Source organism: Lederbergia ruris, from assembly GCF_018332955.1.
GTDB lineage: Bacteria > Bacillota > Bacilli > Bacillales > Bacillaceae_C > Lederbergia > Lederbergia ruris.
In genome coordinates, this window is sequence record NZ_BORB01000008.1 from 21303 (window position 1) to 47117 (window position 25815).

Sequence of the window (25815 nt, forward strand, 5' to 3'; positions counted from 1 at the left end):
TTACGAGCAAAAGTAGGAAAAGTTTCAATTCTTTACAATTTCCCGTCCCTCTTGCATACGATATTATAATTCAGTTGCAAGGGGATGTATATGAAATGGGATTATTTATGAATGAAGAGCAACATCCAGAACTTTTTAAAAATCCAGAGGATGTGCAAGCGAAAAATCAAGGAAGTTATCAATATAATGAGTGGACGGAATTTTTAATAGAACAAAAACGGGCTAATGAAGAGTTGAATCAGGCTTTTCTTACACTCCAACAGTTACACCAACGGCAAGATCGCAAACAAGCACAGCGGTGGAGTGAAATGGGGGGACAAATTGAGGAACTTAGGGAAATTAATTTTCAACGAGAGGCATTTGAAAAGTTTGCGCTAGAGCTGTTAGAAAAACTAGAAGGGCAACAACGAAATGGAGTAGAAGTAGAAGCAGAGCGAAATCGGGAAATATTTGATCGTATCAATGTGATTGATTTATCGAATCAGGAGATCATACAGAGATTAGACCAATTAGGCGTTACAGAGGAAAAGATGGTGACACAAGTTGAGGAGACACAAGGGAAATTATCACAACAGCTGCTTGAACTTCGCGAGGAGGCGATGAACAAAATCGTCGAGCAAGAAACGAAGCAACAGATAATGGATAAGCAAATGGAGAAGCATGATGCTCATCATCAAGAGGTGATCGAAAGACTGGAGAAGCAGGAAGCGATCTCGGAAAAAGTCATGCGCGAGATTCAGCATATTCGCTCGGTTTTATTTGAAAGAGCGAGCTTCTTAGCGGAAAAAATTGAACATGGTTATAAGCTAACCTCTGCTTATTTTCAAAAATTTGTTCAAGGTGCTGATTCTACGGCTTTCGATGGAGAAAAGGAAAAGGTGGAGTCTGGAAGTAAACGATAGTGATCAGCCATTCATCGGTCGATTTTTCGGCACGAGAATGGCTTTCTTTCATAGAGCGGAATCTCAACATATGACAGTTGTCATCTCCAATTCATTACATAATCAACTGAAATTCCCAACTTCTGAACGTTAGAATAAAGGTATAGAAATTGGGGGTGGAATGGTGAGACCTGTGGTGAAAATTGAACATTTAACGAAAACGTTTAAAGGGAAAAAAGCGGTGGATGATGTTTCTTTTTCCGTTCATCAAGGGGAGGTCGTGGCGATTCTCGGGCCAAATGGCGCCGGTAAAACGACGACGATCTTGATGATGCTTGGATTATTGAATCCCACAGCGGGATCGGCCCAGTTGTTTGGCCAGGATACGAAAACAAAAGAGGTTCGAGAAAGAATCGGTGTTATGCTGCAAGAAGTGAGCCTAATGGATGGCTTAAAGGTGAAGGAAATCCTTCGTCTCTTTCGAAGTTATTATCCTAATCCTCTGCCTTTAGAAACCTTATTGAAAATAACGGGATTAGGGGAATCCGATTTAAAAAGACGTGTGGAAAAGTTATCTGGTGGACAGAAACGCAGAGTAGCTTTTGCGTTGGCGCTTGCGGGAAATCCAGACCTGCTATTTTTTGATGAACCGACAGTAGGAATGGATATCGCGGCAAGAAAATCGTTTTGGGAAAATATTCAACATTTAAAGAAGCAAGGGAAGACGATCCTCTTTTCCACTCACTACCTGCAAGAAGCAGATGATATCGCAGATCGGATCATTTTATTTCAAAATGGGGTGATTAAGGCGGATGGCACGCCGGATGATATGAAACGTCAATTGACCAAGCAATCTGTCTCCTTCCTCACAAAGGATGTTTTACCGAAAAAGTTTTTCCTCCAAGAGCCTTTTGTCTCTGACTGCTTCGTGAAAGACGGAAGAATGGTTATTTTAACGGATGATACCGATGCGGTTCTAGCAAAAATTTATGCCGAGCAACTTGAAGTGAGGGATATTCGCGTTGAAAAAGGACGACTAGAAGAGGCTTTTGAACAATTGATGGATCAAGAAAGAGATGGTGATGTAGTATGAAGATGTTTGGGCATCAATGTCAAGCTGAAGTGCTCCGAATGCTACGAAATCCTTATTATCTATTCTGGTCATTATTAATGCCAATTGTGTTTTATTTTATTTTTACAAAAGTAGTAAATTACGATGTTCCTGACAAGGATGAATGGAATGCCCATTATTTGATGTCGATGACGACTTTCAGTGTGATGGGCAGTTCGATTATGACAATGGGTATACGCTTAGTAGAGGAACGATCACAAGGATGGACGACTTTTATCCGAGTCACGCCATTATCGGATTTAGTATATTATTCGGCGAAAATGGTCGGGCAGACGATGGTTCATATATTTTCGGTAGTGGTAATTTTTATCGCTGGGGTTCTCATTAATGGGGTCAATTTGTCTGTTTGGGAATGGTTTGCTAGTGCAGGCTGGATTTTACTTGCCTCACTACCATTTTTAGCTATAGGTACTCTGATTGGAACGATGAAACGTGTCGATACGGCGATTGGCATTAGTAATGTGATGTATATGGCACTTGCGATTTCTGGCGGGATGTGGATGCCGATGGACGTATTACCGAATATTATTCAAAAAATAGGAGCTTGGCTTCCGGCTTTCCATTTCGGTAATGGGGCTTGGCAAATTATTCGAGGGCATGCACCTGGATTTAGAAATTTCGCTATTTTGGCTGCTTATCTCATTGTGTTCATGTTATTATCAACCTATATAAGAAAGAAGCAGGAAGCGGTGTAACCAGTGAACAATTTCCAGTTATTTCCTAAAAAATTTGGATTTTTCCCGTATATATTTCTTGTTTATCTTCTTATGCCCATTTTTAATGTTTCCAATGAAAAAGGGTGGAAGCTCCTCATCGGCTACACCCTTATTTTGCTTTTTCTCATCTCGTATCGACAGCTTTTTTGTTTTCCTCCTGTAAAAGTGTATGTCTGTTGGTTGTCCATCCAACTTGCCATCATTGTCATCTTAAGCCTTTGGTATGGTCCTTATAATTTATTCTTAGGTTTTTTTCCATCAAACTTCATTGGCTGGTTTGAACATAAAGCTTTATTTAAGCGGGCTTTGATTGTGTTTAGTTCTATGCTTCTTGGTACTCTATTACTGTTGTTTATTCAGGGAGCCCATATCGAAACCCTCACTTTTTTACCGTTTGTTGCTGTGATGCTGATCTCTCCGTTTGGGATTCGCTCGATGAATAAACGGATGGAGTTGGAAAAAGAATTGGATCAAGCCAATGAAAAAATTAAAGAGCTTGTGAAAAGGGAAGAACGCGTTCGAATTGCTCGTGATCTTCATGATACATTAGGGCACACGCTTTCATTGATTACGTTACAAAGCCAGCTTGTGCAAAGGTTGGTTGAGAAACAACCGGAACGGGCAATTGAGGAGGCGCGTGAGATTGAAGGCACTTCCCGATCGGCCCTTCGCCAAGTTCGAGAATTGGTTTCAGAAATGCGGGCGCTGACGATTGCAGAAGAGTTCATCCATATGGAGCAAATTCTGGAAGCGGCCGGCATTAAATTTTCACAAAAAGGGGGAAATGAGTTCACCCATCTGCCCCCGTTAGTGCAAAATATCATCGCGATGTGTCTGCGTGAGGCAGGTACAAATATTGTCAAACACAGCAAAGCTCAGAATTGTGTCGTTCATTTTCAACAGGAAAAAGGGGCTTTTTCACTCAAGATTCAGGATGATGGCATTGGATTTTCTGAAAATATGAAAATAGGAAATGGTTTACGAGGGATGGAGGAGCGGTTGGCTTTACTTAATGGTCAAGTGGAATATCGAGTGGATAAGGGGATGACCTTAGAAATCACAGTGCCGCTTATTTTGAAGCAAGAGGAGATGGCGTTATGATTCGAATTGTGATTGCGGAAGATCAACGAATGCTACGAGGTGCACTTGGAACGCTTTTAGATTTTGAAGGGGATTTGGAGGTTGTTGGTGAAGCAAAGGATGGGAACGAAGCCCTTGCTTTGATCGAACGTTTCCAACCAGATATTTGTTTGATGGATATTGAAATGCCTATTAAAAGTGGGTTAGATGTGGCGGAGGAACTAAAACAACTACGTTTGCCATGCAAAGTGATGATTCTGACGACATTCGCACGCCCGGGTTATTTTGAACGAGCAATCAAGGCAGGAGTTCACGGTTATTTATTAAAAGATGGTTCGATTGATGAATTAGCGGACTCGATTCGCAAGGTGATGCAAGGGAAACGGGAATATGATCATGAACTGATACTTAACGTTTATAAGGAAGATAATCCGTTAACAGAAAGGGAGAAGGAAATTTTAAAATTATCAGCTGAAGGAAAAACAGCCAAGGAGATTGGTAAGCAATTATATCTATCAGCTGGCACTGTTCGAAATTATATGTCTGACGTTTTACAAAAATTAGAAGCGAAAAATAAAATTGAAGCGATTGCGCTGGCACAGGAAAAAGGCTGGATTTAAGAGGAAAGACACCAATAGAAATGGTATGCTATAGGTAAAAGAGTGAAGTTCGGGAGGGAATTTGACATGCATTTATATCGAAGTGGCACGTATTCAATAGAAGAGTATTGGCAAATTCGCGAAAACAGTGATGCATTACTAGAGTATATTGATGGAGTGATTTACATGTCTCCATCACCTTCGACGAAACATCAACGGGTTTCACGCAAGCTTGAACGAGCATTTGAGGACTTTCTTGAAGGGAAACCATGTGAGTTGTTTCATGCCCCTTATGATATTGAATTAAAAAGTTCGAACATCGAAGGGACAAAAGTCGTCATACCGGACATCAGTATTATTTGTGACAAAACTGGCTTTACGGATGCTAGATATGTCGGTGTTCCGGAATTGCTTGTTGAAATTCTTAGTCCTTCCAACCAGTCACATGATTTGATCACGAAGCTTAATCTTTATATGAATGATGGTGTCAAGGAATATTGGATTGTCAACCCAATGCTCGACACCATCACGGTCTATACTCTGAATGAAGAAGGAATGTATGAGCAGCATGATAATAAAGCAGAAACGGGCCTGATTACCTCCAATTTTTTTAGTGGTTTTCAAGTGAATTTGATGGAAATTTTTTAAATAAAGAAGAGGCAGGGACAAAAATTTTTTAATAACTAAAGATCCGAACAATACGATGTTTGAGCATGTACTAGCTCCGGAAATATACTTCGCTTTCCGTGGGCGTTCCGAGCTGCGGGGTCTCACCGATGCCTTTTTTCCCACAGGAGTCTCCGTATATTTCCTCCGCTATTTCATTAAATTGTTCGTTCCTAAAGTTGGCTGTTTTACTTATGTCCCAGCCTCTTTCCTTGAACCACAACGCGGGCAGGAGCTTAGCTCAGCGTCAAATTCATATTGACAATTCGAGCATTTTCTTAACGTTGTTCCAAGCTGTTTCTTCAGAAACTGATCTTGTTGTTGTAGATAATAAAGAATCATCTCTTGTTTTTCCAGTACGTTGGCTAGAGCAAATTGGATGGTTGCGAAGATGACACCTCCCACAAAGGTAAGAAGGAAGATCCAAAAGCTTCCAGAAAGCAGGCCGATCACTAAACTTACCAGAACCCCAATAATGCCAAAAATATATAAAGCCGTTACGATTCCAATCACTTCCTTTTAAAAAAGAAAAATCGACAAAGTTCGGGACGTTCCAGGCACTTTAGAAGGCGCCTGCACCGCCACCACCACCAGAGCCGCCGCTACTGCCAGAAGAGCCACCGCCACTACTCGAGGAGTAGCTGCTGCTGTAGGTTGATTGGAAGGCAATGTGATGATAGGAATAAATTTGCGCTGTTTCTACGGGAGCAATCAGAAATGGATACAGTTCTCCTGTGGTTGTTGCGTGAATTTTCTCACCGTAATACGATTCGAATAAAGATCCTTGCTCTAATGCAATGGCATGTTGAAAACAGGTCTCCAATCGGGCTTCATCTGTAGGAAGCTGTAACTGATTTTTTCTTAGTCCTTTGATCCACTTCTTCATTCCCCTATAATATGCTGCTCCATAATACGTAGAGGATACGGTTGGCAGGAAGGCGGAAATCAGTATTAAAGGAAAAGCCGTTGCTTGTAAGTATTCCATCCCTGGATCAAGTCCAGCCGCAAAAATGACTACAAGCAAAATGAAAAATAATATGGTTGAGAGTACACGATCATGTTTCCCGAACGCGATGAATAAATAGACAATGGCTATTCCCCCCATTCCAAGATAAACCTCCAAACGGTCTCCCATTCCCATTATTAAATTAATCACCGTCCATATAAGCCACACAGGAATGATTCCATATTTGAATATTTTCCTTAACTTGACAGGTTCGATCCAACGATGGAGTTCTGGATCTTTGGAAGCCAGTTTCTTCCATTCCTTAAACTGTTTTTCAAAATCCCTTATTTCTCTGCCTCGTTGTTCTTTATTCCGCCAATTCTGCGTCTCCGTTCCAATCGTGCTAAGAGGAATTTGATCTAAAGAAAAAACTCGCTTTCCATCTTGCGTTTCGGTAAATAGCCAATCAATGAAATACTTTTCATGTTCGGATAGATCAGAAGATTCCTTTTCTAAGATAAATGTAAACGTATGATCTGGTGCATACTCATCCTCTTGATATTCTAAGCTAGATGGGATGTGTTCTACTGATACATAGCCCTTTTGATGGAGGCGGAAGAGGACGGCATTGATGTCCTCTGGCATAAATTTTAGTTTTCGTTTTAATGCTACTAATATAAAAGAATCCAATTTCTCTATTTCGGAAAAATCTGCTGAACGTCCAAAGAAACGCACAAGTCGCTTTGGAAAAATAATGGCATACAAAGAAAGTACTAGAAAAAGAATGAAGAAAACGAGACTCACTTTCTCGGAAATTGGTAGCCAGTCATTCCTCATCGACAATTTTTTCTTATAATGATCTTCCTCTGCTAACATGGTTGGGAGCATTTCCTTGTTCTCTGTATATTCCATTTCACTTAGAAACTCACTTGGAAATAAGAGTCTTAACTCAAATGGTTCTCCGCCTGGAAGTTTCTCATTGTGATAGTATAATCCGGATTCTGTCAGCTCCATTTTCCCACCAGTTAAATCATGAATAAATCCATGAGTATTCTCCGAAAGTTGATTTTCTCCGTATAGATGGACAAAGATACGCAGATGGTTAAGGTCATTATCTCCCATTTCATCAAAAAAGCGCCAATAAAATTCCCCTACATCTTCGTATTTATTGGCCACGTTTTTGAGTCGATAGCGATAAAAGACCTTTTTCGTTTCATCCTTATAGGGACGATGAACTTTGTACGTATAATCTTCCCTTTCTACCTGAAGCGGTGTCACGTTTTCCGGTGTGATTTTTCCCATTTCCGCGTCATCCGGAACCTGGTAGCCTTCGAAAAATTCTACGCCATCAAAATCATCATCCCCAATAATCCGGGTTGTGCCATTAAATTTCCCTGCAAACGTATAGGTATACAATTCCTCTACATACAAATCACCGTCAGGATAAATATAGGCATTGACATCAACAGCATCGATCGAAAAAGAACGCGCTTCCACTTTGGCAGGAAAGAAAAACAATAAGAAAATCGGGATCACAATGAAGAGGGTTTTCGTTTTAGAAAACAAAGAGCCTCCACCACCTTTCTCTTATTATCGTCATTTAAACAAACACGAAGAGGGACTGAAATACTATAATTTAGTGAAATATTAATTTGTGATCCGGATATTTTGAAAGGGGAAAATGACCAGCTTGCTTTTCCCGATGATACGATCTTTAGGAATATAGCCCAAAGAAAACGGAGCAACGCCACGACTATCCATACTATTGGGGCGATTATCTCCCATGACAAAATAGTGATCTTCTGGAATGATCATGGGTCCGAAATTTTCCGTTAACTTGGTCCCATGTTGGCTAGTAAACTCCTTCGCTTCCGTTAAATATGATTCTTTTATTTCCTTTCCATTAATACGCAAGTGATCATTTTCCATTTCGATTGTTTCACCTGGGAGCCCAATCACCCTTTTCACATAGTTCAATTTCTCCTCACGATCCTTTATGATGACGATATCCCCACGGTGAATCTCTCCTACCCAATTGATAGTCTTACTGACAATGATCTTTTCTCGATCATGTAGAGTCGGTTCCATCGAAGCGCCATCAACTGTGACAGGGGTAAATAAGAATGTACGAATGGCGATCGTGATGATCACGACAAAGGCCAAGGTCTTCAGCCATTCATACTTGTTTTGTTTATCTTCCATACATAGATCCTCCTTCAGCAAACACCTCTTTATATTATAAGGAGAAATGGAGTGAAATGGTAGAATTTTAAGAAAAGCTCAAGAATAGGGCATTGGTCCTTTGTTTGCATTAAACCTTGAGGTTTCAAAGAAAACCTGATACGCTTTTTGATGAAAAAATGCTGGAAATACATATACAATACCGGTTATGAAGTGGGAGGGATTATTTTGTGGGAAGAGTTTAAAAAATTTGCGATCCAAGGAAATGTCATGGACTTAGCAGTGGCGGTAGTAATTGGAGGTGCGTTTGGGAAAATTGTTACCTCATTGGTTGAGAATATTATTATGCCACTTGTTGGCGCTTTACTAGGTGGGCATAGTTTTGAAAAACTGCAATTTAAAATTGGGAGTGCTGAAGTAGCTTACGGAGTATTTATCCAAAGTGTTGTCGATTTCTTTATTATTGCAGTTTCCATCTTCCTGTTCATTAAACTATTGGGCGGCCTGAAGAGAAAAAAGGAAGAAGCTGTATTGGAAGAAGAAACAGAGATTGCACCAGATGTAGCGCTGCTTTCGGAAATACGTGACTTATTAAAAGAACATAATATAGAGAAGGATAGAATCAAAAGCTCTTAAGATGAACGGCGGCGTCGTGGAAGTGGCGTCGCTGTTTTGAATTAAGAGCTCATTTTCTTCGTTTGGATATTGTGCATCACCATTTATGAGCACGCCCCCTGTTTCCATAGGGGCATTCCAAACGATTTGAGCACCGTTTGCCTCGAGGATGAGAAATGTAAAAATGAAAAAGGAAATTTTTTATATTTCTGTGCCTGCTTTGCCTTTATTCCGGTAAAGTTTATACCATTCTTGGATGACCGGACTCACGGATAAATCCAAGTTTTCTAAAGCTTCTTTTAGTATGTTGTACTGATGATCTACTAAGATACCATATTGGAAGCCAGCATATAGCTTCATCAAAGAAAAATGAGCATGTTCATCTTCAGGAGCCTGTGCACAAATTTTAAGATACCAAGATTCGGCCCTTTCTAATTCTAGATTGCTTTCATACCAATCTGCTATGCGAGACGCCATTTTAATCCATAATTGCTCTAAACGGTGGCGCTCTCCTTTCACCCAAATATAATCGTAGTTATGTAGATAAGGCTCTTTATATAAATGCATTATCTTCTCATATTCCCGAATGGTTGTGGAATGGAGAGATGGTAAACTTTGAATGGCCTTTTCCCACTCTACAACATTAATTAAGCTATTTTGCACGACAAGTTTATAACCACCTGACACATTTTTTATCGATATATGCTCTCGCACGGGATGCAATGTTTTTCTTGTGTGGTAGATGGCGGTATACAATTGGGGAAACGCCTTTTCTTCTTCCATTTCCGGCCATAAGATCTCCATTAACTCTGTCTTATGGATAAATTTCCCGAAGTTGTGTAATAAATAAAGAAATAGTTCCAGCGATTTAGATGTTCGCCATTTTAACTTCATTTCTTCATCATTGATAGATAGAGACAGCTCGCCACTCACATTAATTTCTAAAAGATTTTGCGCGGAGCAGACTTCACTAGCTTGCATTTGTAGTTTTTCTTCAATTCGTTGCAACGTTTTTCGCAAGCGGTCTAACTGGATTGGTTTCATAATATAATCAAGCGCATTTAATTCAAAAGCTTGTATAGCATATTCTTGGTAACCGGTTACGAAAACGACAATAAGCGATGAATTGATTTCTAGAAGCTGAGTCGCAAGTTCTATTCCACTGGTTTGCGGCATTTCGATATCCAGAAAGGCAATTTGAACTTCATTAAGTAAATTTATATGTTTCTGAACTTCGAAATGGGTGAATTTCCCTGCAACTTTCATAGTACTTATTTTCTTAATCTGTAATTCAAGATATTCCAAAGCAAGTGGTTCATCATCAATTAGAATCGCTTTCAAAAAACATCCCCCCCCTTACCTCGATAAGAATATTCTATTCATTATATTGTATAAGATGTATGCAAACAAAACAATGCATATTAACGAACAACACTTCTTTATACCTAAACCCTTCAGTTTAGAGCCAAACTTTGTTTAGAAATTGTTGAGCGGCGAGGTTTAAAGTGCTTTTAGCATGCACATGTATGCTATTGATCATAAGGGAAGGGGTAGAGTAAGTGAGAAAAAGAGTAAGTCTGCTATTTATCACGTTATCGATTTTGCAGACGTTATCGAATGGTCTCCTGCTTGCAGCACCAGTTCAAGCAAAAGAGCATACAGATAACGTGTTTTCTGGTGTGAACATCGCAGAGCCAAATGAAGAATCCTCCGCTGTCGATGTTCGTGTGGATTGGGATCTTAAAGGGATAGACCTGGAAATTGAAAACCAATTTGTTCTTCCAATCCCCGAGGAAATAAACATACAACAAGAACAATCAGGAAAATTATTAGATAAAGAAACAGAAATAGGAGAATATAAAGCGTCAGCAGATGGCCTCATTTCAGCTAGCTTTAACGAAAATGCAAAGGAACATCCAGAAGCCAAGGGCAATTTTGTGATACAAGCCGAGCACGTAGAGCAAGAAGTTTCGGAAGGTGAAACAGATCAAGCAACACAGAATGAAACGCCCGATAAAGAAGCAGAAGCAAAGGATGAATCGTCAGAAGAAGTGACGGAATCAGATAGTGCTGATGAGCAGCAAGAAGAAAAAGCTATTGATAACGAAGAAACTGCAAAAACAGAAACGGAAAAAGAGGAAGAAACAGGAGCAGTGGATACTGATGAAGAATCGGAAGTAACCACTGAAGAAGAGGCAAAAGAAGCAGTAGAGAACGAAGGAACGGAAAAGGAAGACACTGCAACTTCTGCTGCAACTGATGTTCAACCACAGGTTGAGTTAGGGAATATCTTTACTTTTGAAAGTTTGAAAATTGATGGTGAACCAATTGAAGATGGTGACATTATTGTAATAAAGGAAGGAACTGTTGCTCAGCTTGGGTTTACTTGGGATACGAAGGGACTTAATGCAAAAGCTGGTGATACAGCAGAAATCCAACTTTCCGCCGCCTTTAAAATGGTCACAACACCCAAAGAAGATATCATCGTTGAGGGAATGGTGGTAGGAACCTACAATATTGAAAGTGGCGTCCTAAGATTCGTATTCAATGAAAATATCGAAAATGATGATGTCCATAACGGATATGTGAATCTCGGTTTAGAATTTAATTTGGAAAAGTTTAAAGAAAATATTGAACAAGAAATTCCATTCAATGATGGTCACGAAAATAACATCACCGTCATTGCACGGCCAAATATAGAACATAGCGGTATTGAAAAAGAAGGACATCCCGATACGAAGCATGATGCAAGAGAAATTACATGGACGATTGATGTAATCAATACCAATGATGAAGAGATCACTGCTGCAACTTTAGAAGATAACACTCCTAATGGATTAGGTGAAGCTAGGAATTTTGTTATCCATGAGCTAAACGTTGGCTATGATGGAGATATAAGAAAAGGTGCTGATGTAACATCAAATCTAAATCCATCTAAATTCCCAATTGAATTAGGTACAATCGCTCCCTTCAATGGCTATCGTATTCAATATACGACGACCATTGCAAATTACGCTGCGGAATCCTTTACCAATGAAGCAACATTTGAATATGGTGACACAAGTTTACCAGCCAAGGCTACCGTTGGTGGATTGACAAGAAGTAATCCAGTTGAAAAGAATGGTTGGCAAATTGGAGACAGCGATGTTATTCAATGGCAAGTTGATGTGAATAAAAATGGGAGTTTAATTAGTGAGGCTATAATAGAAGATAGCTTGCCTGATGGTTTAACTGTAGACCCAGATAGTATCCAAGTAGTTAAAATTACACAAAATGGAGGTAACTGGGTAGAAGGAGAGGCTCATAGCGATTCGTTTACAGGATTCCCAATTAACTTGGGAGCATTAGGGCAAGATGACGCCTATCGTATTAAATTTAAAACAGATGTTGATTGGTCAAAAGTCAACAATAGTGATTATCAAAAGGAAAATGGATTTCAAAATGAAGCAACCCTAAAAGATGGTGAAAATGAATTAAATAGTGACGATGCAACGGTAAATATCGTTAGAGATCCCGTCCTTCGTAAAGAAGGGGTATCTAATGTAGATTATGACAACAAAACGGTCAGCTGGACGATTCACATCAATGAAGCAGGACATCCAATTGGAAATGTAGTGCTGACAGATTTAATTCCGGAAGGGTTAGCAATTTCTGAAAGTGATATTAAAATCACGGATGAAGAAGGAAATGATTATACTCCTAAAGAAATCAGCCTTGATCCTGATGCTGAAGGTGGAACAGCAGTTGTTATTAACTTAGGAGATGTAGGCACACACAAGCTTAAAGTAAAGTATACAACTAAGATTACCGATTTCACTAAAAATAATTTTAATAATAGTGTTGGTATGACAGGTGAGGGAATTGGTGAAGACGGGGAAAATAGTAATGCAGAAATCAAACCAGAAGGGAACACATATGGTAAGAGTTTTAAAGGAATAGACTATAATGCTAAAACGATGAGTTGGCAATTGAATGTGAATCCAAGAAGAGAAGCAATTGACTCATTAGTAATAGAAGATACCTTCCCGAATAAAGGGATGATTTTATTACCGGATTCGGTAAAAGTAAATCATGCTGGAAAAAAGCTTGTAGAAGGTACAGATTACACTCTTGCATCTAGAACCGAAGATGGTGAAACAGGCTATCACAAAGGGTTTATCATTACCCTTTTAGATAATGCATTGCCATTAGACGGTGGCCAATTAGTTGTTGATTATACAACCTCTTATGATCCACAGTATGAAGTAGATGGCCATACATTAGATCCGCATGTGCGTGATGGAGAGCAAGATAAAGTATATCGTAATCGTGCGCATTTTGAGGGAGAAACGGTAAATGGTAATCCAATTGACGAAACTCGCAACGCTGATACAAGGGTAAGAGACGATTCTTGGAATAGCGGTAAAAAAGAAGGTCAATTTATACATGTTGATAGTGAAGGTAACCAAGGAAACGGCTGGGTAAGTGGTGGTGAAAGAAAAATTGCTTGGCAACTATACACAAATTATCAAGAACAAAACCTTGGAAAAGGAGTTAGCATAACAGATACGTTAGCCTATGCTGGAAATATCGATGAGGATAGTATTAAAGTATCTGTTTATGATGTAGATACTAATGGTGAGACGACTATAAAAGATACTGTACTAGATTCTGATAATTATACAGTAACTGGTGAAGGTAACAAATTCACTTTAACTTTTGCTGAAGGTTTCGAAGTAACGGAGAGATATGTAGTTGAATTTACCACATCCGTACCAGACATTTCAGCACAAAGCTATACCAACAATGCAACAGTTACAGCTGGAGGTGTGGACTATCCTTATAATGCTACCCTTAACTATGGTCAGTACGATAACTTCTTAGAAAAAGGAGCAATCGGTCTAGATGGTGATCGTGTATTCACAGGCGATGTGGTTAAATGGGAAGCAACAGTCAACGAAAGTTTATCTATCATTAAAAACGCTGTGATTACGGATAAAATCAGTGCTGGACATGTATATTTATCAGGTAGTCTTGAAGTCTATAAAGCACAGGAATTAGATAATGCTTTAGTAGAAGGAACGGACTATACACTTAATGTCAGCACAACAGACGATGGTGAGAATGTTTTAACAATCAATATGGAGGAAGATTTACGAGACACCTTAGTTTTAAAATATACAACTGTTGTAACGGCAAAAAAAGGTCAAATTGGCAACAGAATATCGTTAGATGGAAATGCTATTGATCAGCAAGTTAAAGAGTCAAGTAAATTAAATGCTAGGCAGTTCTCTGATGCAGGAGGCGAATGGGCCCCGAAAAGAGGCGCTTTGAGTGTAAAGAAAGTAGATTCAGAGACTGGAGAAACAATCACAAACGAAACTACCTTTACGTTATGGTACGATTTAAATGGTAAAAGAGTTCAATATACACAGGAAGAAGCATTTACTACAGTAGATGGTGTCCTTGAGATTGGAAATTTACCACTTAGAACGTATTATCTGGTAGAGGAAAAAGCACCAACAGGATATGTTCTTTCTGAAGAAGAAATAGAAATTGATGTTAATAAAGCATATAACAACAACGAAGAGAATGTTGTAACGAAAACTTTTAAAAATACCAAAGAAAAAATCGATGTAACAGGAACGAAAGTGTGGCAAGGTGGAGAAAACCAAAGACCAGAATCCATCGAACTTCAATTATTCAGAAATGGTAAAGCTCTCGGCGATCCTGTGACCTTGAAAGCTGGCGAAACAGAGTATACTTGGTCAAACTTAGATAAAACCGACATCGACGGCAAAGTATATCAATATACAGTTGATGAAGTAAAAGTTCCTAGGAACTTTAAGAAATCTATTTCAAAAGATGGATTAACGATTACAAATAAATTTGTATCCCCAAAGACTGAAGTTCCCGTGGAAAAAGTGTGGGAGGATACGAATAACCAGGATGGTAATCGCCCTGAATCTATTGAAGTTGCATTATTTGCAAATGATAGGGAAACAGAAGTAGACAATATAATCCTAGATAGTAAAAATGCATGGCACGGTGAATTTACTAATCTGCCAGAATTTGATAATAGCGGAGATAAGATTACTTACACCGTTAAAGAAGTGAACGTCCCAGATCAATATGATAGTAATATTACTGGAGACGCCGCAGATGGATTTGTCATCACAAACAGCTATACACCAAGCACTATAGATATACCTGTTGAAAAAGTATGGAAAGATGGAAATAACCAGGATGGTAAACGTTCAGACTCCATTATTGTAAGTCTTTTAGCAGATGATGAACCAACTGGGCAATCGATAATCTTGAATGCATTAAATAATTGGCAAGCTACCTTTACTAATCTAAATGAATATCAAGCTGGAAAGAAGATTACCTATAAGGTTGAAGAACCAAACGTTCCAACAGGATACGATAGAAAAATTAATGGAAATGCCGAAGATGGTTATACCATCACCAACAGCTACACACCGGAAGTTACCGATATTACGGTGAATAAAGTTTGGGATGACGCCGATAATCAAGACGGAGCACGCCCGGACAGCATTACCATCAACCTTTATGATGATCGTTCACAAGTTATGGCAACTGCAGAAATAAGCGCTGCAGATAATTGGTCGCATGTCTTTGAGAATTTACCAAAATACCGTGATGGAAACGAAATTAAGTACAGCGTAGCAGAGAATACGGTAGAAGATTATTCTACTGTTATTTCAAACAATGGTGATGGGACATTCACTGTAAAGAATAAACATACTCCAGAACAAACATCTGTCACAGTTAATAAGTTCTGGGATGATGAAAATAATCAAGATGGTTTACGTCCTGACAGCATTCGCGTTCAATTGCTCGCAGATGGAGAGCCGTTAGGGGATGAGGTACTCGTTACAGCAGCAGATGATTGGTCCTATACATGGACTGGACTAGATACAAATCGTGATGGTGGAAAAGGCATTAAATATTCTGTTGAGGAAGTGAAAGTTCCAGCAGGATATAAGTCGGAAATAAATAATGAAAATCATGGAGCAATTACGATTACCAACAGTCATAAGCCTGAATTGATTGATATTCCAGTTGAAAAAGAATGGGATGATGCGAATAATCAAGATGGCAAACGACCGAAGAGTATTACCGTTCGTTTAATCAATGATTTGAATCAAGTTGTTGCGACAAAAGAAATAACAGCAGGCAAAGATGGTAACTGGTCTCATGTATTCGAGAATGTTCCCAAATATCGTGACGGAAATAAAATCGAATATCGTGTTGTAGAAGATGCCATTGCAGATTATTCATCAAAAACTACCAAACAAGCAGATAGATTTGTCATCACGAACAGTTACACACCAGAACAAACATCTATGTCAGTTCATAAAGCTTGGAACGATGGTAATAACCAAGATGGTGTTCGCCCGGACCACGTAACAGTTCAATTATTCGCTGATGGAGAACCTGTCAAAAAACCTGTTCGTTTATCAGCAGAAAATGATTGGACCCATTCATGGACAGAACTGGATGTTTACCATGATGGCGAGCCAATAGAGTATACAGTAAAAGAAACAGTTATCCCAGATGGTTATGAGGAACCAACTGTACTAGAAGCTAATGGAAACGTCTTGATTACGAACAACCGCACACCAGATACAGTAGAAATTCCTGTTACAAAAGTATGGGACGATGCAGATGATCAAGATGGTGTCCGTCCAGATAGTGTAACAGTCAATGTACTCAATGATTTATCTGAGATTGTTGACACAGCTGAACTAAATGAGAAAAACGATTGGGCACATACGTTTAAAGATTTGCCAAAAAATCGTAACGGAGAAGAAATTCGTTATCGTATAACAGAAGATAATGTTCCAGCGTATTCCACAGAACTGGAAGCAAGTGATAAAGGCAACGTAACAATCACTAATGCATACACACCAGAACAAACATCGGTTACCGTTTCGAAAGGCTGGAACGATAACGATAATCAAGATGGCATTCGTCCTGAACAGGTTAAAGTTCAATTGTATGCAGGAGAAGATAAGATTGGAGATCCGGTTACTTTGTCCGCAAAAAATGACTGGATGCATACATGGTCAGAATTGGACGCATACCAAAACGGTGGAGAAGAAATTAATTATACGGTAAAAGAAGTATCTGTACCAAAAGGTTATGAGGTCTCTATCAATGATGCGGATCATGGAAATATTATTTTAAGCAACCATCACACACCAGAGCAAACCAGTATCAACGTTACCAAGAAATGGGCAGATGCTGATAACCAAGATGGTATTCGTCCAGATTCCATTACGGTAAACTTACTTGCTAATGGCGAAGAAATAGACTCCATCGAATTGGATAAATCCAACAATTGGCAAGCAGACTTTACCGAGCTAGATAAATTTAAAAACGGTGAATTAATCGATTATACGGTGGAAGAGGTAGCCGTTGATGGTTATGAAACAGAAACAACCGGAAATGCTGACGATGGTTATGTGATTACAAATAACCATGAGCCCGAGCTCATTGATTTAGAAGGAACGAAGATTTGGGATGATGCCGATAATCAAGATGGCAAGCGTCCAGAATCCATTACTGTTCATCTATTAGCGAATGATGACGAAGTAGAAGCCGTTGAAGTTTCTGAGGAAACGGATTGGAACTATGCCTTTACAGATTTACCAAAATTCGAGAATGGAAAAGAAATAAATTACACCATTCAGGAGGATAACGTAGAAGGTTACTCTACTAAGATTAATGGTCTGGATATTACTAACAGCTATACACCAGAACAAATCAGTATTAATGTTTCTAAAACTTGGGCAGATGCTAATAACCAAGACGGAATTCGACCAGAATCGATTACCGTAAATCTTCTCGCAGATGGTGAAAAAATCAGATCAGAAAAAGTAACTGCTGCAACTGATTGGAGCTATAACTTCACAGATCTCCCTAAATATAGCGCAGGGGAAGAAATAGTGTACACTATTTCAGAAGAAGCTGTGGAAGGTTATGAAACGACTATTGAAGGCTACAACATAACAAATACACACAACCCAGAGGTTACGGAAGTAGCTGGTGAGAAAACATGGGACGATGCAAATAACCAAGACGGTGTTCGTCCAGAGAAAATTACTGTAAATCTTCTTGCAAATGGTGAGAAAATACATTCAGTAGAAGTAACAGAAAAAGATGACTGGAAGTACAGCTTCACAGACTTGTCGAAGTATGATGCTGGTGAAGAGATTGTGTATACTGTTACGGAAAATACTGTAGAAGATTACACAACAGAAGTGAAAGGTTATGACATAACAAACCATCACACACCAGGAAAAACAAGTGTTACAGTCACAAAACATTGGGATGACGCGAATAACCAAGATGGCATCCGTCCAGCAAGTATTGAGGTACAGTTAACAGCTAATGGTGAATCAGTAGGTGATCCTGTTAAGTTGTCAGAAGAAAACAATTGGACCTATACATGGGATGAATTGGATGCAAAAGCATCTGGAAAAACCATTGTATATTCTGTAGCTGAAACTACTGAAGTTCCAGGATATAAAACAACCATAAACGATGAAAACCATGGCAATATCATGATGACAAACACGCACACGCCAGAAGTAACGGAAGTAGCCGGTAAGAAAACATGGGACGATGCAAATAACCAAGACGGTGTTCGTCCAGAGAAAATTACTGTAAATCTTCTTGCAAATGGTGAGAAAATACATTCAGTAGAAGTAACAGAAAAAGATGATTGGAAGTACAGCTTCACAGACTTGTCGAAGTATGATGCTGGTGAAGAGATTGTGTATACAGTTACGGAAAATACTGTAGAAGATTACACAACAGAAGTGAAAGGTTATGACATAACAAACCATCACACACCAGGAAAAACAAGTGTTACAGTCACAAAACATTGGGATGACGCGAATAACCAAGATGGCATCCGTCCAGCAAGTATTGAGGTACAGTTAACAGCTAATGGTGAATCAGTGGGTGATCCAGTTAAGCTGTCAGAAGAAAACAATTGGACCTATACATGGGATGAATTGGATACAAAAGCAACAGGAAAAACAATTGTATATTCTGTAGCTGAAATTACTGAAGTTCCAGGATATAAAACAACCGTAAACGATGAAAACCATGGCAATATCATGATGACAAACACGCACACGCCAGAAGTAACGGAAGTAGCCGGTAAGAAAACTTGGGATGATGCAAATAACCAAGACGGTGTTCGTCCAGAGAAAATTACTGTAAATCTTCTTGCAAATGGTGAGGAAATACATTCAGTAGAAGTAACAGAAAAAGATGACTGGAAGTACAGCTTCACAGACTTGCCAAAATATAAAGCAGGTGAAGAAATCACCTACACAGTGGATGAAGAAGCTGTTGAAGGTTATGAGCAGAACATCGACGGCTTCAATATTACCAATAAATTAATCTATGGTACGGTTGAACTGACAAAATATAACGAAAAAGATGAGGTTTTAGCAGGTGCAACTTTTGAACTGCAGAATCAGGCTGGAGAAGTTTTACAAACCGATCTGACGACAGATAAAACAGGAAAAATCGTTGTTTCTGACTTAAAGCCAGGGGATTATCAATTTGTTGAAGTGAAGGCTCCTGTGGGGTATGAATTAGATAAGACACCTATTGTCTTCACGATTGAAAAGGGGCAAAAGGAGAGTACGAAGGTAAAAGCGGTCAATAAAAAAGCACCTGTACCAAAGCCTGAGGACCCAGAAGATCCCAAGGAGCCAGGGAAGGGTCCAGTGGACAATGGGAAGCCTAAAGGAGAGCAGGTCCCAACCGAAACTCCAAAATATCCAACAAACACTGCGAATAAAAAAGATTCAAATCATAAGCAAGGATTACCAAACACAGCAACCAATTATTACAACATGATTTTACTTGGAATCAGCCTAGTCATAATCGGTTTAGTGTCGTATCTCATCTATCGTCGCAGAACGGAATAAAGGGTAACAAAAATAAAAGCTTTCACAAACTTAAGTGGTTTGTGAAAGCTTTTTTCTTAGGGTACCCGGAGCTTAGTGAGCTTGTTGACTGGCACTGATGTCATCGGTAAGTAGCTAGAAGCAGTGTGTGCGAGTCCATCGATATGGTGCGGTTATAATTTTTGCGTGCCTGCGTTTGCCTTATTTCGGAATTTTAAAACGTACGGTCGTACCACGACCAGTTTGACTTTCAATGATCAACCCAGTTCCAAAGAGTTGCTTCAAGCGTTTGTTTGTATTGCGGATACCTACTTGACTTAATTGGTGTGAGGATTCATTCATAATTTGCTGAATGTGCCTTTCCTCCATGCCAACTCCATTATCGGTAATCGAAATGTCATAATGGGTGTCATTGTCTAAAATACGAATGCAGATATATCCACCTTCCTGTCTTTTGAGAATGCCGTGGTTGACCGCATTTTCCACAATCGTTTGGATGGATAATGGCGGAACTTCAGTATGAAGTGATTCTGGTATCTCCCATTTTACTTGCAATCTCTCTCCGAATCGTACCTTCTCTATATATAAATAAGAGCGAACGAGTTCTAACTCGTGGTCTATGGCTACCAATGTTTGGATGTTTTGGGAATCAAAACTCCTACGTAAATAATGACCAAACTCCTCTAGTAATTGACTCATACGCCCCGGGTCGATTTCACTGAGCGAGGCAATCAAATTCAATGTATTGAACAGAAAATGCGGTTTAATTTGTGCTTGTAGCCAGGCCGCTTCCATGGCAAGTTGTTCTTTTACTGCCTGTCTTAAATCAGTTAAGGCCTTTACACGAGTTTGTAATTCTAAAGCATCGACCGGTTTCGATACATAATCATTGGCTCCAGATTGAAACCCAGTATAAATGTCCTCCAATTGATTACGAGCGGTTAACAATAGAATTGGCAACTCTGAAAGTGTGAATTGCTGGCGAATTTTAGCAGTCAATTGATAACCCGACATGTTGGGCATCATCACATCGGAAATCACTAAATCCCAATCCTTTTTCCGGATATAGTCCATGGCTTCCTTTCCACTAGCCGCGGTTATAATGTCATTTTCCTCCATTAAAATTCTACTTAACACTTGGCGATTAACGGGATCATCATCGACAATTAAGATTTTTGCGCGTTGAACGTGAGAAGTCTCAATATTTTGGGCCGTTAGGATAGCATTTGTCGTAGATAGATGCGGAGATGAAACATTTAAAATTTCTTCTGAAGCTGCTACCTCATTTTCAGCATCACGTTCATGTACCAACGGGAGTGTAAATGAAAAGGTAGAACCTTCACCAGGTTTGGATTCAACTGAAATTTCGCCCCCATGTAACTCCACTAACTGTTTACAAATCGCTAAACCTAAGCCAATTCCCGAACCAATCGAAGTAATACTTGCATCTTCCTGTTCATAAGGAAGAAAAACTTTCTTAAGCATATTTTCATCCATCCCAATTCCTGTGTCCTTGATAAAAACCTTCGCCATCCCATTTTCTTGTTCGGCGGAAATAGTGATCGATCCATCATATGTATATTTCAGGGCATTATGAAGGAGATTGTAAACAATTTGAATGAGACGATTTTCATCGGCATAAACCATTGGAAAAGAAGAAGGGATGGAAACAGAAAACTGCACACTTTTTTCTTTTTCCATATATCGAAGCATATCATGTACTCCAAACACGATAGTCCGAAGATCTAGCTTTCCTCGATTTAACTGAATATATTTTTCTTGCAGCTTTGTGATATCAAGCAGATCATTTAAGACAAAATTCATTTGCTGACCGATTCGTACTAGTAAATGTAAATCATTCTTATTCTTTTTAGATAATACCTCTTTATGACCGTTTAAGAGAGTTTGGGCAATGCTGATCATCCCTTGAAGCGGATTACGTAATTCATGAGAAGTATTCGCTAGAAATTCGTTTTTCTTCTTATCTGCTTTTTGCAATTGCTCCTTTTGCTCTTCGTTTTGCTGAACGATTTGCATATGCTTGTTTAATAATAGAAACGCAATCATCAAAATCGACATAATGAAATCGAATGGATAATAGGGAATGTTGGTTAAATTGGCATTACCAGCCGTTCCCCAGAGCATATTAAGTGTATAACTGGTGATAAACAATAAAATAAATATGGCTCCAGAATGCCCTTTTCGCACAGCAGGGATTGTTTGTGAGAATAAAAAATAAAATCCACTGAAATACAGTAGCATCATTCCGAAGGCTAGATGGTAATAATACTGGTACGGGACAATGAAATAAGCGATCGACAGAATAGAATAAAAGATAACAAAGATCCGAAAAGATAGCGTCTCCGCTTTAAAATAAGCCTTAATAAATTGTAAAAGAGCGAATAAAGTACTAATGAAAGTGAACGAGAGTAGCCGATGATACCATTCATAGCTAATAGGCAAGGCTACAATCATGTCATCGTCAATCAAATTGGTAAAAGCGGCTAAAGCAAGCATGAGGCCATAATAAAAAAGCTCTTTCCGATATCTGCCTTTTCCGATCCATAGCAAGCCAAACGCATACATTCCATGAAAGAGATAGATGACAAAGATCACCATTTGTAAAGTCTTGGATTGCTGGCTTTCTTTTGTAATGGCTTTTTCTGTCCCGATTTTAATGGATTTTGTAATTCCTCCCTCAAGAGGCGCCTCATGATTGGAGACTTGGATTGTAAGTTCAATTTCATGGTTGTCAGGCTGAAAGAAAACAGGCATTGGCCTTTGTTTGGGTCCTTTCTGCTTGGACTTTTCTACAGCTTGACCCGATTCAGCGATCAAATTTCCGTCGAGTAACACATTTGCTGCTGTCGTCACTTCTGTAAGTCGAATGCCATACAGGGAGGTGGGGGTTTCGGGTAAAATAACCTTCAATTTATAAGTGCCATATCCTAATGCCTGTTTCGGATCATTAGGGTTCAAATCTCCTTGCCAATTGCTAGGAACTTGTGCATAGTGTCGGTTTTTCTCTTCGTCTTGTAAATTGAAAGAAGAGGGATAAAATTCCCACTCTCCATCAAGTGGGATGGTTGTTCGATCATCAAAATGCCAAGCACTTAGGTCAAGCACCCCTTTATTGGCATGGGGATGTTCGGGAATTTTATAATAAGAAATCCATCCGATCCGAAAGCTAGTTAAAAGAATCGTAAAGAGCGTCACAACCAAAAAGATTTTTTTGCTTGAGAGTCGTTTTGTCATCAAATTAACATCCTTATAGGTATTTTTATGCACTTATATCTATCATACTGCATTTTGTGTAAAATGTAATAGTTCTTTAGGTGAATTGTATGGAAAGATTTATATTCTTGAGAAATAATAAGATTAAAGGAAGGAAAGGGTTTATGATCTCGCTCACGCCCTTTGTTTTCTACGAAAGAGAAATTCGCTGATACATGAGCAACAGAGAAGTTAATTAATGAAAAATTCGGGCGTCCCTTTTACTGAACATTTTTAACATTCTTTACTAAGGTTTTGTGGAAAAGTCTAATAAAGCAATATTCCTAAAAAGTTGAACAAGAAGATTATTGTGAAAGCGCTTATTGAAATGTACGCTATATGTAAAGTTATTAAGAAAGAGGGGATCGTCAATGAGAAAAAGTAAACGGTTTTTGGCCATCATCTCTACAGCCTTTTTACTAGGCTTGGCCGCATGTTCAGGGGAAAATAATGAAGCAAGCACCCCAGAAAAAGAAGGAACTAATTCTAGTTCTAATGAAAAAACGACCTTGCATTTAGCTGCGCTAGAATCTGCCTATGGTTCCGAAATGTGGACAAAGATTGCAAAGGCTTTTGAAGAAGAACATAAAAATGTCTCTGTTGAATTAACTGTTGAAAAGAATATTGAGGAAGTTGTACGTCCGAATATGCAAGCAGGAGAATATCCAGATGTCTTTCACCTTGCTACAAGTCGTAAAGAAGCACTAACAGAAACTTTGATTAAAGAAGATGGCTTGGAAGAGTTGACGGATGTTTTAGATATGAAAGTACTAGGTGAAGATGTTGTCGTAAAAGATAAATTACTACCTGGTTTCACGGATACTCTAGCGACTAACCCTTATGCAGATGGAAAGACATTTCTTGCTCCGATGTTCTATAGCCCAACAGGTTTATTCTATAATGCCGGTTTGTTTGAAGAAAAGGGTTGGGATGTCCCAGAAACATGGGATGAAATGTTTGAATTAGGTGAAAAGGCAAAGGGAGAGGGAATCTCTTTATTTACTTATCCAATAGCTGGTTATTTTGATACACTATTTGGCTCCATGCTCTACGCGGCAGGTGGTCCATATTTGTTTAATAAAGCTATGACATATGAAGATGGAATTTGGGAATCACCAGAAGCAACAAAAGTATTTGAAACAGTTGGTAAGCTGGCAGAGTACACACATCCAAATACAGTTGCCAATGGTAATCCAAATGATTTCACAAAGAACCAACAATTGGTTCTAGATAATAAAGCATTATTTATGCCCAACGGAACTTGGATTGTTGATGAAATGGCTGAGGCTCCAAGGGCTGACGGATTTAAATGGGCGATGATGCCTGTACCGGCATTTGAAAAGGACGGGGATCGTTATGCTTTTACGTTTTTTGAACAAATCTGGATTCCAAAGTCTGCAAAAAATAAGGAAGTTGCGAAGGAATTCATTGCATTTATGTATTCAGATCGGGCTGCTGCCATCTTCCAAGAGGCGGGTGCAATCCAACCAATCAATGGTATTACAGATAAGTTAAGTGATGATGACAAAGTATTCTATAGTGTCTATGACAATGGTGCATTACCAGCAATGGGAACATTTGCTTCAACGAAGCCTGTGGCAGGCGTGAACATGGGAGACACGCTATATCATCAAAATGACAGTGTTAATAAGTGGAAAATTGTCTGTTGAAAAATGGCAGAAAAGTGTTGAAGAAGCAAGTGATAAATTAAGACCGGCAATGAATTAACTCTCTTTGTTTGTTTTTTGTACATAAAACGGTGGGCTTCCGTCTCGCCGTTTTGTATTTTGAGTTTTATAGAAAAAACTCAATCTAATATGTCTAGTAAAAGCTTTTAGTTCTATGTCAAACATTGGTAAATGAGCTTTTGCTCGTTCATTAAAGAGGTGATAGATTTTGAAAAAGGCAAGCGCTAGAAGAATTTTTATCGGTATATGTGTATTGCCAGCTGTGCTACTACTAATACTCTTTATTCTTATACCGGCATTCGAAGTTTTTCGAATGTCACTCTATCAATGGGGTGGTTTTTCCAATAACAGAGAGTTTGTTGGTTTTGAAAATTTTAAAACATTGTGGAATGATATGAACTTTTTCCGTTCATTCCAAAACTCCATTCTATTGATTGTGGTCGTAACAATTTTCACCATGATTTTCTCGCTGTTTTTTGCAGCAGTATTGACAAAGGAAAAATTGAAGGGTACCAATTTTTTCAGAGTTGTATTTTATATTTCTAATATATTATCGATCGTTGTCATCGCAGGGATATTCTCGGCGATTTATGACCCCGAGACAGGGTTACTTAATAGTATTCTAGGTTTGCTTCATCTCGATCATTGGAAACAAATGTGGCTCGGTAACCAAGATATCGTTATTTACAGTATTTGTGCTGCGCTTATATGGCAAGCCATTGGATACTATATGGTCATGTATATGTCGAGTATGGCAAGTGTTCCAGAAAGTTTTTATGAAGCAGCATCACTTGAAGGTGCAGGTAAAGTCAAGCAATTTTTTGATATTACCCTACCGTTGATTTGGAATAACATTCGCACTACGTTAACGTTTTTCATTATAAGCACAATTAATTTAAGCTTCTTACTTGTACAAACGATGACTGGCGGCGGGCCGGATGGTTCTACCTCTGTTTTCCTCTTCTATATGTACAACCAAGCATACACGAATTCGACGTTTGGATATGGAATGGCAATTGGTGTTGTCGTGTTTCTATTTTCATTTGCGCTTGCGGCCATTCTCAACCATATTACGAAACGCGATGTCCTAGAGTATTAAGA

15 protein-coding genes are annotated in these 25815 nt (G+C 39.0%); 10 read left to right on the top strand and 5 right to left on the bottom strand.

What is annotated here, in order from left to right; all coding sequences use genetic code 11:
* Positions 1–95 precede the first annotated feature (95 nt).
* The 6 genes from KI363_RS06115 to KI363_RS06140 all read left to right on the top strand — a co-directional run bounded on the left by KI363_RS06115 (position 96) and on the right by KI363_RS06140 (position 5056).
* Entirely contained in the window at positions 96–902 is an 807-nt protein-coding gene (locus KI363_RS06115; RefSeq protein ID WP_212965830.1) for a hypothetical protein, read from the top strand.
* 163 nt (positions 903–1065) lie between these two features.
* Positions 1066–1974 (top strand): ABC transporter ATP-binding protein, encoded by a 909-nt coding sequence (locus KI363_RS06120; protein ID WP_158321107.1) that lies wholly within the window; start codon positions 1066–1068, stop codon positions 1972–1974.
* A complete protein-coding gene (locus KI363_RS06125) occupies positions 1971–2708 on the top strand; it encodes an ABC transporter permease (protein ID WP_212965831.1) in 738 nt (245 codons plus the stop codon). The genes KI363_RS06120 and KI363_RS06125 overlap by 4 nt, the downstream gene beginning before the upstream one ends.
* 3 nt (positions 2709–2711) lie before the next feature.
* The gene (locus tag KI363_RS06130; protein WP_246516782.1) at positions 2712–3830 is read left to right on the top strand and encodes a sensor histidine kinase; all 1119 of its coding nucleotides are present in this window, start codon (positions 2712–2714) and stop codon (positions 3828–3830) included.
* Positions 3827–4429: a response regulator transcription factor gene (locus KI363_RS06135; RefSeq protein ID WP_158321109.1), complete on the top strand. Its 603-nt coding sequence runs from the start codon at positions 3827–3829 to the stop codon at positions 4427–4429. Before KI363_RS06130 ends, KI363_RS06135 begins: the two co-directional genes overlap by 4 nt.
* A gap of 66 nt (positions 4430–4495) precedes the next feature.
* Positions 4496–5056 carry a Uma2 family endonuclease gene (locus KI363_RS06140; protein WP_212965832.1) on the top strand — a complete coding sequence of 187 codons (561 nt, stop codon included), beginning with the start codon at positions 4496–4498 and terminating at the stop codon, positions 5054–5056.
* Between the two features lie 210 nt (positions 5057–5266).
* Here KI363_RS06140 and KI363_RS06145 read toward each other — a convergent pair whose 3' ends face one another.
* The 3 genes from KI363_RS06145 to lepB all read right to left on the bottom strand — a co-directional run bounded on the left by KI363_RS06145 (position 5267) and on the right by lepB (position 8240).
* A complete protein-coding gene (locus KI363_RS06145; RefSeq protein WP_212965833.1) occupies positions 5267–5587 on the bottom strand; it encodes a hypothetical protein in 321 nt (106 codons plus the stop codon).
* Positions 5588–5636: 49 nt separating this feature from the next.
* The gene (locus KI363_RS06150; protein ID WP_212965834.1) at positions 5637–7586 is read right to left on the bottom strand and encodes a DUF2207 domain-containing protein; all 1950 of its coding nucleotides are present in this window, start codon (positions 7584–7586) and stop codon (positions 5637–5639) included.
* A gap of 81 nt (positions 7587–7667) precedes the next feature.
* Positions 7668–8240 (bottom strand): signal peptidase I, encoded by a 573-nt coding sequence (gene lepB, locus KI363_RS06155; protein WP_373306739.1) that lies wholly within the window; start codon positions 8238–8240, stop codon positions 7668–7670.
* Positions 8241–8429: 189 nt separating this feature from the next.
* On the opposite strand from lepB, the gene mscL reads away from it, so the two are divergent.
* Positions 8430–8837 (top strand): large conductance mechanosensitive channel protein MscL, encoded by a 408-nt coding sequence (gene mscL, locus KI363_RS06160; protein ID WP_057993870.1) that lies wholly within the window; start codon positions 8430–8432, stop codon positions 8835–8837.
* A 180-nt stretch (positions 8838–9017) separates the two neighbouring features.
* Here mscL and KI363_RS06165 read toward each other — a convergent pair whose 3' ends face one another.
* A complete protein-coding gene (locus KI363_RS06165; protein ID WP_212965835.1) occupies positions 9018–10157 on the bottom strand; it encodes a response regulator in 1140 nt (379 codons plus the stop codon).
* Between the two features lie 218 nt (positions 10158–10375).
* Between KI363_RS06165 and KI363_RS06170 the strand changes: the two genes are divergently transcribed.
* Positions 10376–19774 (top strand): Cna B-type domain-containing protein, encoded by a 9399-nt coding sequence (locus tag KI363_RS06170; RefSeq protein ID WP_212965836.1) that lies wholly within the window; start codon positions 10376–10378, stop codon positions 19772–19774.
* A 180-nt stretch (positions 19775–19954) separates the two neighbouring features.
* On the opposite strand, the gene KI363_RS06175 is transcribed toward KI363_RS06170, so the two are convergent.
* Positions 19955–23008 carry a hybrid sensor histidine kinase/response regulator gene (locus KI363_RS06175; RefSeq protein ID WP_212965837.1) on the bottom strand — a complete coding sequence of 1018 codons (3054 nt, stop codon included), beginning with the start codon at positions 23006–23008 and terminating at the stop codon, positions 19955–19957.
* Between the two features lie 389 nt (positions 23009–23397).
* Here KI363_RS06175 and KI363_RS06180 point away from each other — a divergent pair, with 389 nt between their 5' ends.
* Together KI363_RS06180 and KI363_RS06185 are read left to right on the top strand one after the other, a co-directional pair.
* A complete protein-coding gene (locus tag KI363_RS06180) occupies positions 23398–24696 on the top strand; it encodes a carbohydrate ABC transporter substrate-binding protein (RefSeq protein WP_246516783.1) in 1299 nt (432 codons plus the stop codon).
* A gap of 226 nt (positions 24697–24922) precedes the next feature.
* A complete protein-coding gene (locus KI363_RS06185; RefSeq protein ID WP_212965838.1) occupies positions 24923–25813 on the top strand; it encodes a carbohydrate ABC transporter permease in 891 nt (296 codons plus the stop codon).
* The last annotated feature ends 2 nt before the right edge of the window (positions 25814–25815 follow it).